Origin of the sequence: Halolamina salina (assembly GCF_042678005.1) — an archaeon.
Taxonomy (GTDB): Archaea; Halobacteriota; Halobacteria; order Halobacteriales; family Haloferacaceae; genus Halolamina; species Halolamina salina.
Map to the genome: position 1 here is coordinate 32,794 of NZ_JBHUDH010000003.1, position 9,864 is coordinate 42,657.

General features: G+C 69.7%; 12 protein-coding genes and 1 pseudogene. 4 read left to right on the forward strand and 9 right to left on the reverse strand.

Annotated features, from left to right (window positions below):
- Positions 1-266: pseudogene (locus ACFR9S_RS00540) on the forward strand (hypothetical protein); the annotation flags it as partial.
- Positions 263-799: an NUDIX domain-containing protein gene (locus ACFR9S_RS00545; protein WP_379732907.1), complete on the forward strand. Its 537-nt coding sequence runs from the start codon at positions 263-265 to the stop codon at positions 797-799. The pseudogene ACFR9S_RS00540 and the gene ACFR9S_RS00545, both read left to right, overlap by 4 nt.
- Here ACFR9S_RS00545 and ACFR9S_RS00550 read toward each other — a convergent pair.
- On the reverse strand, positions 790-1,026 hold the full coding sequence (locus ACFR9S_RS00550) for a hypothetical protein (protein ID WP_379732905.1): 237 nt from the start codon (positions 1,024-1,026) through the stop codon (positions 790-792). The genes ACFR9S_RS00545 and ACFR9S_RS00550 overlap by 10 nt on opposite strands.
- Before the next feature lie 75 nt (positions 1,027-1,101).
- On the opposite strand from ACFR9S_RS00550, the gene ACFR9S_RS00555 reads away from it, so the two are divergent.
- On the forward strand, positions 1,102-1,614 hold the full coding sequence (locus tag ACFR9S_RS00555; RefSeq protein ID WP_379817727.1) for an NUDIX domain-containing protein: 513 nt from the start codon (positions 1,102-1,104) through the stop codon (positions 1,612-1,614).
- Position 1,615: 1 nt separating this feature from the next.
- Here the strand turns inward: ACFR9S_RS00555 and ACFR9S_RS00560 are convergent, their stop codons facing one another.
- A complete protein-coding gene (locus tag ACFR9S_RS00560) occupies positions 1,616-2,035 on the reverse strand; it encodes a type IV pilin (RefSeq protein ID WP_379732860.1) in 420 nt (139 codons plus the stop codon).
- Positions 2,036-2,103: 68 nt separating this feature from the next.
- The gene (locus ACFR9S_RS00565; protein ID WP_379817729.1) at positions 2,104-3,384 is read right to left on the reverse strand and encodes a TiaS agmantine-binding domain-containing protein; all 1,281 of its coding nucleotides are present in this window, start codon (positions 3,382-3,384) and stop codon (positions 2,104-2,106) included.
- A gap of 112 nt (positions 3,385-3,496) precedes the next feature.
- Between ACFR9S_RS00565 and ACFR9S_RS00570 the strand changes: the two genes are divergently transcribed.
- Entirely contained in the window at positions 3,497-4,477 is a 981-nt protein-coding gene (locus ACFR9S_RS00570; RefSeq protein WP_379731343.1) for a transcriptional regulator, read from the forward strand.
- Between the two features lie 318 nt (positions 4,478-4,795).
- Here the strand turns inward: ACFR9S_RS00570 and ACFR9S_RS00575 are convergent, their stop codons facing one another.
- The 6 genes from ACFR9S_RS00575 to ACFR9S_RS00600 all read right to left on the reverse strand — a co-directional run.
- Positions 4,796-5,050, reverse strand: a complete 255-nt coding sequence (locus ACFR9S_RS00575; protein ID WP_379731342.1) for a glutaredoxin family protein — start codon at positions 5,048-5,050, stop codon at positions 4,796-4,798.
- Between the two features lie 62 nt (positions 5,051-5,112).
- Positions 5,113-6,516 carry an aryl-sulfate sulfotransferase gene (locus ACFR9S_RS00580; protein WP_379731341.1) on the reverse strand — a complete coding sequence of 468 codons (1,404 nt, stop codon included), beginning with the start codon at positions 6,514-6,516 and terminating at the stop codon, positions 5,113-5,115.
- 48 nt (positions 6,517-6,564) lie between these two features.
- The gene (locus tag ACFR9S_RS00585) at positions 6,565-7,989 is read right to left on the reverse strand and encodes an NCS2 family permease (RefSeq protein ID WP_379731340.1); all 1,425 of its coding nucleotides are present in this window, start codon (positions 7,987-7,989) and stop codon (positions 6,565-6,567) included.
- Positions 7,990-8,141: 152 nt separating this feature from the next.
- The gene (locus ACFR9S_RS00590) at positions 8,142-8,861 is read right to left on the reverse strand and encodes a phosphoribosyltransferase family protein (RefSeq protein ID WP_379731339.1); all 720 of its coding nucleotides are present in this window, start codon (positions 8,859-8,861) and stop codon (positions 8,142-8,144) included.
- Between the two features lie 91 nt (positions 8,862-8,952).
- On the reverse strand, positions 8,953-9,471 hold the full coding sequence (pyrE, locus tag ACFR9S_RS00595; protein WP_379731338.1) for an orotate phosphoribosyltransferase: 519 nt from the start codon (positions 9,469-9,471) through the stop codon (positions 8,953-8,955).
- Between the two features lie 46 nt (positions 9,472-9,517).
- The coding region (locus tag ACFR9S_RS00600; protein ID WP_379817731.1) for a CDP-archaeol synthase at positions 9,518-9,864 on the reverse strand (347 nt) is incomplete at its 5' end.

Consider the following 9,864-nt stretch of genomic DNA (forward strand, 5'->3'; position numbering starts at 1 on the left):
AGGCAGGCGTCGACGCCGACCCCGACGGGCTTCGACTGCTCGGCACGCACCTCCGCGAGCAGACCGGCGGGGCGTCCTTCCGGGAGCAGCACGTCTTCCTCGTTCGCTACGTCGTCGACCGCGCCCACGTCGAGGGCGAGCCGTCGGCGGGCAGCGACGCCGACGATGCGCGGTTCTTCGAGCGGGGCGGGCTCCCCGAGCCGATGCGCGAGCACAACCGTCGGTTCGCCGAGCGGGCGCTGGCGCGGGAGGAGCCGGGACGATGACCGAGTATCCGCCCGAGTTCTGCCCGTACTGCGGAAGCGAACTCGACGCCAGCGGCGCGCCGCGCTACCGCTGTCCCGGCTGTGAACGCTCGGTGTACCACAGTCCGAGTATCGCGGCGTCCGTCGCCGTCGTGGACGAGACGACGGGGGAGCTGTTGCTCGGCGAACGCGGGACGCCGCCGAGCCAAGGCCGGCTCACGATGCCGGCCGGCCACGTGGATCTCTGGGAGGAGCCAGCGACGGCCGCCGCCCGCGAACTGGAAGAGGAGACCGGCCTCGCGGTCGACCCCGAGGCGCTAATCCTGCTCGGCGTCCGGGATCTCGACGCCGAAGTGGACGAGACGGGGATCACCGAGGAGAAGCAGGTGATCTGTGCTGACTACGCGGTTTCGTTCGCACGAACGAGTGGCGAGCCGGCGGCCGCCGACGACTTGGACACGGTCCAGTGGGTCGCTCCGGCGGAGTTCGAGACGCTCCCGTGGGCCTACACCGGGGACCCGGCGGTCTGCCGGGCGGCGATCGATCAGGTGTAAGCGAGCACGCCCTCGCCGAACAGCCCGATTCCGGCGACGACGAGCACGATCGCGATGCCGCGGTAGAGCCACACCTTCCAGCCGGCCGGCTCGACCTCGTGGGCGGGAGTCGTGCTCCCGATAGCGTCCAGCTGTTCGCTGAACCGTGCCAGCGGACGGGCGAAGTAGTACAGCACGGCGCCGGCAGCGACGACGAGGGGACCGTAGAGCAGCAGGTCCTGTGACACGGCACCGCGTTCTCGACGGAGGTAGATCAACCCCGGGGACCGAACCGTTTTCCCCGCGCCCACGAACCACCGTCCGTGATCGCCGTCGACGCCGACTACTGTCCGCTCTGTGGCACCCCAGTCGAACACCGCGAGATCGACGGCCGCGAGCGCGCCTACTGCCCGGACTGTGAGCGCGTGCTCTGGCGGACGGCCGTCCCGGGCGTCGCCGTCGCGGTGGTCGACGGCGAGCGCGTCTGCTGCATCCGCCGCGGACAGCCGCCCGCCGAAGGTGCGTGGGCGCTGCCCGGCGGCCACCCCGAACACGACGAACCGCTGGCCGAGGGGGCCGCGCGGGAACTGGCGGAGGAGACCGGGCTGGCGGTCGACCCGGACGATCTGGAGCCGGTCCGGACCCGGCTCTCGACCGGGCCGGAGCGCAACCACGCGTCGGTCCACTTCGCTGTGAGCCGGGACGCGACGACCGGCGAGCCGGTCGCCGGCGACGACGCCGCGGCGGTGGCGTTTCTCACCCCCGCGACGTACGAGGAACGCGAGTCGCTGGCCCACGACCGGGAGACCGTCGAGGCAGCGCTCTCGCGGTTCTGAACTAAGGAACCGTCACCGCGCGGAGCCGGTACGCCGTCCCCTCGTGTTCGTAGACGAGCACCACTCGCTCGCCGCCGACGAGCCCGCTCGGCCCGGTCTGTTCGACGACGATCCGCTCGCCGATCTCGAACGTCGACGACGAGCGAGACAGCGTGAGGTTCTCCCGACCGGCGACGCGCTCGCCGTCGACGACGACGTAAACGCTGTCGGCGGGGATCGCGTCACCGCCGGTGTGGGTGAACGTCACCGTCGCCGCCGTCTCGTTGGGGCCTGCGGTCCGGGGCTGCTCGATCTCGAGGCTGACCTGCGCCGGGTCCGTGAGCACGCCCGCAAACGGCGTCGTGACCGCGGCCGCGACGCCCGCCACCGCGAGCAGCGAGAGGACGAGAAGCACGACGGGGACGGACGGGCTGCGGGCCATTCGGTCATCGTTCGTCGCGGCGGGGCAACAACGTTACGGGCGTGTTCACGCAGATCACACGACGGGGCCTACCGCTCGGGGTGTGTCGGCGCGTCGAACCCGCCGCGAACGAGCGGTTTCGCGACGTGCCGGCGGGCACACGGCGGCACCTCGTACCAGCCGCGTTCCAACTCTCGGTCGACCGCGACCTCGACCCTCCCGGGCGCGCTCGTCCCGCAGTCCCGACAGCGGTAGCCCTGGTCTCGCCCCGCCGACTCCATCGTGTTCCCGCAGTCCGGGCAGATCGGGGTGGTGAGTTCCGTCCGGTTCAGCGCGCGGACGGCGAACTTCTCCAGTTTGAGCGTCCCGGCGCTCACCTCCCCGCAGACGGTGAGTTCGTCGCCCGGGCGCAGCGCGCGCACGCGGTCGCGGAAGCGCTTGGTCGGCTCGAAGGCCGCGGCCGCGATGGAGTCCCCCGATTCCCCGCGAATCGGCACGAACACGTGGCCGCCCTCTCGCGTTTCCGGCTCCCCCGCGACGACGCAGTCGACGCGGTAGGCGCGGCCGTCTTCGAGGTCCGCGAGGTCGTCGACAGCGGCGTCGCGGAGGTGGGCGTCAGTGCCCTGATTCGTCCGGAACAGCGCGGTCCGTTCGACCGGTTCCGAGTCGATTCTCGCAGCCATCCCGCGGAGCGCGTCGGGGTCGTCGCCGCGGAGGCCGTAGAGGATCGGCCCGGGCGCGCTGGGGACGCAGACCGCCTCCCCCTCGCCGCGGTCGACGGTGTCCCACGCGTCGGGGTAGGCGTCGTCGGCCGCGGCGAACAGCGTCTCCTCGTCGACCTCGCGCGGCGTACCACAGCGCTCGAACTCCCGGTAGGCGATCAGTTCGTACGTCCACTCGGAGAAGGCGCCGGCGGCGCCGACCGCCGCGAGCGCGCCGATCCGGCCGTGGCCGCCCGCCCACCCCTCGGTGTGGAAGCCGGCGTCGTCGGCGAGCGCGAGCGCGTCGTCGAGGTCGTGCATCTCGCGGACGGCGTCGCGGGCGAACTGCCTCACGGCGTCGGGAACCTCGTCGGCCTCGCAGTCGGCGACGACGAGTCCGGGCGAGGTCCGTGGGTCGTCAGTCTCGGCCAGCGGTTCGAGTTCGTCGCGGGCGATGTCTGCGGCGCGGTCGGCGTCGAGATCGGTGTGGATCGCGAGCGCGGCGTTCCCCCGCGTTTTGCGTTCGACCGCGGGATTGAGCCGGATCAGCAGTCGCTCGTCGACGTGCCCCCCCGCCGCCGCGATCCGCTCGGCGATCCGGGCCGCGAGGTAGGTCGTGCACATCCCCCGCCGTCGGGAGTCGGTGTCGTCGACGCCGATGACCGTCACGGGGGGAGGGAGGCGGTCGGCGGGCAAGGGGGTTTCGCGTCGGGCGGAACGTGACGGCCGTGGAGGGGGTTCTGCACAACGCATTTATACGACGAATCGTCTAAATACGTCTATGAGCCGTACAGCGCTTATCGAGAACGTCACGGCGATGCTGCAGGACGCCGGGTTCCTCGTCAGCGAGCGCTGTGCGATCCGGCCCAAGAGCTTCGACGTCGCGGCCCGCCGCGGCGAGGAGCTCGTGCTGCTGAAAGTGCTCGGCAACGTGGACGCGTTCGACGCCGCCACCGGGCGGGAGATGCGCCGCCTCGGGGAGTATCTCTCGGCGACGCCGATGGTCGTGGGGATGCGCACCCGCGACGAAGAGCTGAAGCCCGAGGTGGTGTACTTCCGCCACGGCGTGCCCGCGATCCACCCCGACACCGCGTTCGACCTGTTCGTCGAGGACGTCCCGCCGCTGATCTACGCGGCCCCCGGTGGGCTGTACGTCAACATCGACGGCGACCTGCTCTCGGAGAGCCGTCAGGAGCAGGACTGGAGCCTCGGAAAGCTGGCCTCCGAACTCGGCGTCTCCCGGCGCACCGTCTCGAAGTACGAGGACGGAATGAACGCCTCCATCGACGTGGCGGTGAAGCTGGAGGAGCTGTTCGACCGCCCCTTTACGGCGCCGATGAACGTGATGGAGGGCGCCGAGGAGGTCCGCGACGCCGAACCCACGCCCGACCCGCCGGAAGCGGACCCCGACGACGAGCACGTCGTGGGCGTGCTGACGCGGGCGGGCTTCACCGTCCACCCGACCACGCGGGCGCCGTTCAACAGCGTGAGCGAGGACGAGGAACGCCGCGGCCGCGACGGCGCGAAGCTGCTGACCGGCCACTCGGAGTTCACCCCCAGCGCCGAGAAGCGCGCGCGGATCATGTCCTCGCTCGGGCAGGTCACCAAGACGCGCTCGGTGTACTTCGTCGAGGACGAGGCCAGCCGGGAGTCCATCAAGGGCACCGCGCTGGTGTCGTGTGACGAACTCGCCGAGACGGACGACCCCGAGGCGGTTCGGGACCTGATCCGCGAGCGCGCCGCGGAGCCGGGCGAAGCCTGATTCTTTGGAGGAGTAGCGGTTTCTCGCGTGTTTTGCTTCGCCGATTACCGGAACAGCGGCCGCGACAGCAGTTCGATCGTTGGCCACTTGCGACCGCAGGGTGCCGGGCACGAGGCCCATCATCAGAAATCGGAGATTTCTGATTGGCAGACGAGAGCCTGCGGCTCTCGTCGACGGCACAGCGCCGAGTCCCCACCCCTCCCCCCGCGAGCGCCGACCGCTGGCGCTCGCGAGGCGTCCACCGCACCACGACCGCAGTCGTAACCGAGCCGTCGCTACCCGGCCGATTCGCGGAAAACGAAGTCGAAATACGGGCGCTTACGCCGCGCTGCCGTACGTCTCTTCGAGGTACTCGACGATGTCGTCGCTCTCGGGCATCCCCTCGACGCCGTGCTCCTCGTCGACGAGGACGGGCACGCCGGTCTGGCCCGAGACCTCCTGCACTTCGTCGCGCTTGTCGTGGCTGGAGGGGACCATCACCGAGTCGTACTCCAGTCCGAGCTCGTTCAGCTTGTCGATCACTTTCGCACAGTACGGGCAGCCCTCGAGTTCGTAGAGCGTGATGTTCGCCATCGCCCGTGAGTAGGGGACCGCGACCCAAAAGGGACGCGGCGGCGGCGAGCGAGCCGGCGACCTCAGACGGCCTGCTCCCGTAGCGAGCGGGCAGCGTCGGCGATCCGGTCGCGTTCGCGGACGGCCTCGGAGAGTCCCCAGCCGAACAGGATCAGCACCGCGCCGACGACGCCGGTGAACTCCCAGGAGTCGAGCCAGACCGGCTGGAACCACGGCGCCAGCCGCCCCCAGAGTCCCGCGAACTCGGTGACCGGTCCCTCGACGATCGTCCCCTGTGCGTTCGCCGCGAGCCACGAGGAGAACGTCGCCGACAGCCCGCCGGCGGAGCCGTAGATCGCCTTGTGGCCGCTCACGCCCTGATCGCGCATCGTCGGGCCGTTGGACTCGTCGCCGGTGCCGACGCGCTCGGCGTCGTAGGGACCCCACGTGGCGAAGTACTCCCAGACGATCTCACCTTGGGGGGTGACCTCGATCACGCGGTGGTTCATCGAGTCGACGATCAGCGTGTTGCCGTTGGGGAGCCGGTCGGCGTCCCGCGGCCAGGAGAGCGACGCCGACGAGCCGGCGCTCCAGACGTGCTCCCACTCGCCCTGATCGTTCTTGGTGTACTCGATCACGCGGTCGTTCTCGCTGTCGGCGACGAGGATCGTCGGGTCGCCGTCCTCCGTCGTCAGCCAGTCGGGATTGTGCTGCTCGTACAGCGTCGAGTGGTCGCCGTCCTCCCCGAGGCGTTCGGTGATCTCCTTGGACTCGATGTTCACCGCGATCACCTGATCGAAGTTCCGCGGCGAGAGCAGCAGTTCCGAACCGTTGCGGATCACCTCCACGTCGTTGACGTGGGTCCAGTCCTCCGCGAAGCCGCCGTCCGTGCTGTTGGGGTAGTGGTTGCGGAACGTCCACTCCCAGTCGACCTCGCCGTCGACGCGGTCGTACAGCACCGCACGATCGTCCGAGCACTCGCAGGACTCGTTCCAGTTTCGCATGTTGGCGATCGCGAGGTGGGTGTCGTTGTACACGTCGATGTCGTGGGTGTCGTGGTAGGGCAGCGTCTCCTCCCAGACGCGCTCCTTGGTCTCGGGGTCGAGCTCGTAGACGTTCGTCCCGTCGGGGTTGGTCGAAACCACGAGGAGGTTCCCGTTCTCCATCGGGTCCACGTCGTAGAACCAGCGCGCGCCGATCATGTCCTCGTACACCCACTCGGTGGTGCCGTTGCCGCTGGTCGACACGACCCGGGCGGGCTTCTTGGCGTTGCCCTCGCCCTGGAAGTGGTAGCCCTGAATCCCGATCACGGTGGAGTCGTTCGCCGGCTGTTCCATCGTGCCGGCTTCGAGTTCGCTCACGGAGCCGGCGGGTTCCTCACCGCCGACGCCGAGGGCGGCGCCCGCGGCGGGCGCGAGCAGCGAGAGGACCAACAGGAGCGCCACCCCGCGAACGAGCCAGAGTCGGGGTGGGAGACTGCGTTGCATACTCGCGCAAACGTTGGCGCGTGGGAAGGTGTTGCGATCCGGCGCGGGCTACATCACGCCGCTGGTCCGCACCGCGAAGTAGACCACGAACGCGCCCGCGAGCAGCCACTGCCCGGCGTGGATCTCCTTCCGCTCGCCCGCGGCGAGCTTCACGATCGGGTAGGAGACGATCCCCGCGGCGATCCCGTAGGCGATCGAGAACGTGAACGGCATCACCATGATCGTCATCCCGGCCGGGATCGCGTAGGTGAGGTCGTCCCACGCGATCTCGACGGCGTTGCCCAGCATCACGACGCCGATGACCACCAGCGCGATGTGGGAGGCGTACTCCGGAATCCCCGCCGCGATCGGGACGAACGCCAGCGAGAGCAGGAACAGGGCGGCGACGGTCAGCGCCGTCAGGCCGGTGCGGCCGCCCTCCTCGACGCCGGAGGCGGACTCGATGTACGTCGTCACCGTCGAAGTCCCGAGCATCCCGCCGACGGTGGTGCCGATCGCGTCGGCCATCAGCGGCTTGTCGATGTCGGGGAGGTTCCCCTCCTCGTCGAGGAAGCCCGCGGACTGGCCGACGCCGACCAGCGTCCCCGCGGTGTCGAAGAAGTCGACGAAGAAGAACGTGAACACGATCAGCGCGAACGTGAACGCGTCGACGTTCGCGAAGCCGGAGAGGAAGGCGCCCACGAGCGGCCGGATGTCGTACGCCGCGAGGCTGTACGTCGTCGTCGAGCCGGTGAGGAAGATGTCCGTCGCGATCGAGGCGCCGGTCACGTTCTCGGGGTTGTAGGCGGTGTAGCCCAACGCCGCGGCGACGTAGCCGGCGGCGGTGGTGCCGAGGATGCCGATCACGATCGACCCCCGGACCCCGCGGGCGTACAGCCCGAACGTGAACAGCAGCCCGGCGACCGAGATCAGCGCCACCGGGTCCTTCGCGAACACCGGCGAGAGCGTCAGGAACGTCGCCGGATCGCCCGCCACGACCCGCATCGACTCGAAGCCGATCAGCGCGAGGAACAGTCCGATCCCCGACCCCACCGCGAGCTTCACCGGCTCGGGGAACAGCCTGATCACGTACTCCCGCGCGCCGACGGCGGTGAGCGCGATGAAGATCACCCCCTCGACGACGACCGCGGCGAGGGCGGTCTGCCAGGGGACGCCCATGCCGAGGACGACCGTGAACGCGAAGAAGGCGTTCAGTCCCAGCCCGGGGGCCTGCGCGAACGGCCGGTTGGCGTACAGCGCCATCACAAGCGTCGCCGTCGCCGCCGACAGCAGCGTGACGACGGCGATCATCGCCCGCATCCGCCCGTCGCCGATCCCCTCGATGGTGATCGCGTTCGCGAGCACCGCGGGGTTGACGACCACGATGTAGCTCATGGTCAAGAACGTGGTCAACCCGGCCAAGAGTTCGGTCCTGACGGTGGTGTCGTGGCTGTCCAGGTCGAAGTAGTCGGCCAGCGTCTCTGTGAGACCCATCCGTATGGGTGCACATCGAGCCGGTGTCCTACTTGAGGCTTTCCCTACGGTATACACAAACGCGCTCAAACGTGACGTTCGGGTGGCGTATTCGCGGGGCTATCCGGGAAGAGTACACACGAACGTGGATAGTCAGCGGGTGACGGGCGTCGTCAGCGGTCGTCGAACGTCGTCAGTGCGCCCACGGGCGCGTCGGTGATCTCGCGGGCGCGCTCCATCCCCTCGTCGCCGACCGCGATCAGGGTGAACACGCCGCCGACCGTCGCGTCGGCCTGCTCGACGATGTCGAGCAGTAGCTCCTGTGTCTCCCCCGAGCGGATCAGGTCGTCGACGACGAGCACGGTGTCGCCGGCGGAAATGGCGTCGGCGGGGAGGTAGTAGGTGAGTTCGATCCCCGAGGCCAGCCGCTGGCGGGACTCCACGAACTCCTCGACGGCGGTCTCCTTGCGCTTCTTGGCGTAGACGATGTCGGCGTCGAAGTAGGAGGCCATCGCGGCGCCCAGCGTGATCCCGTCGGTCGCGGCGGTCAGTACCACGTCCGGGCGGTCGAACGCGAACGACTCGGCGGCGACGGGCGCGACGAGGTCGAGGAACGACTGGTCGAACACGGCCGCGCTGTTGTCGACGTACCCCTCGTCGTCGACGCTGATCCGGGACTCGAGCTCCTCGGCCAGCGCCTCGCGGCCGACGCTCTCGACGGTCTCGCGGGCGCGCTCGATGCCGGGCAGGACGTGCCCGTTGACGTAGCGGTTCAAGTCGCCCGCCGGGAGGCCGGTGAGCTCAGCAAGCTCGTCGTACGTTCGGCTGCGCTTCAGCGTCCGCAGAACGGCGACGGCCCGTAGCTGCAGGGCCGCCTTCTCTGCACGGTTCATGGACACCCTCACGGTTGCACAACCATGAACACGTCGAAGGCCGCGCGTGCGGAAAGCGGAAACAGCGGCGTGTCCAGCGGTCGCCGGCCGCCTACCGTTCGTCCAGCAGTTCGGAGGCGGTCACGAGCGCCTCCATCTCCACGCCGTGATCAGCGAGGTTCTCGCGGCCGCCCTCCTCGCGGTCGACGACCAGCAGCGCGCGGTTCACCTCGGCGCCGGCCTCGCGCAGGGCCTCGACGGCGTCGACGGCGGACTGGCCGGTGGTCGCGATGTCCTCGACGACGACGACCTCCTCGCCTTCCGCGAGTCGGCCCTCGATCCGGTTGCCAGTGCCGTACTCCTTCTGCTCCTTGCGCGCGATGACGTAGGGGACGTCGGCGGTGATGCTCGTCGCCGCAGCGAGGGGAACGCCACCCAGCGCGACGCCGCCGAGTTTCTCGCCGTCGAGCCGTTCGGCGAACGCTTCGGCGATCAGGCGGAGACAGCGCGGGTCGGTCTCGAACAGGTACTTGTCGACGTAGTAGTCGCTGGTGCCGCCGTGGGAGAGTTCGAACTCGCCGAACTGGACCGCGTCGGCGTCCCGGAGCGCCTCGATGAGGTCGTCGGTCATGGGCGTGGGTGGGCGCGGGGTCGGCAAAAACTGGTCGGTGCGGCGCTCACCACGGCTCGTCTTTCACGCCGAGCCAGTAGGCGATCCCGTTTGTGCCCAGATGCAGCAGCGGCGTGACGACGACGACGACGGCGACGCGGGCGAGCGAGAACGTCGAGGTGGTCCAGTCGGGCGCGAACAGTAGCGCGAGCAGGAGCGCGCCGACGACGAAGTCGAGTTGGTCGAGTCCCGGGAACGCCGCGCCGCGCTCGCGGCCGCTGCGGCGTTTGACGAACGAGGCGCCGATATCGCCCAGCATCGCGCCGAGGGCGAGTCCGAGCGCCGCGTTGATCGGGAAGCCCGGGAGCGTGATCCCCAGCGCGTCCCCGACCGCGGGCGCGGCGGCGTCGAGCG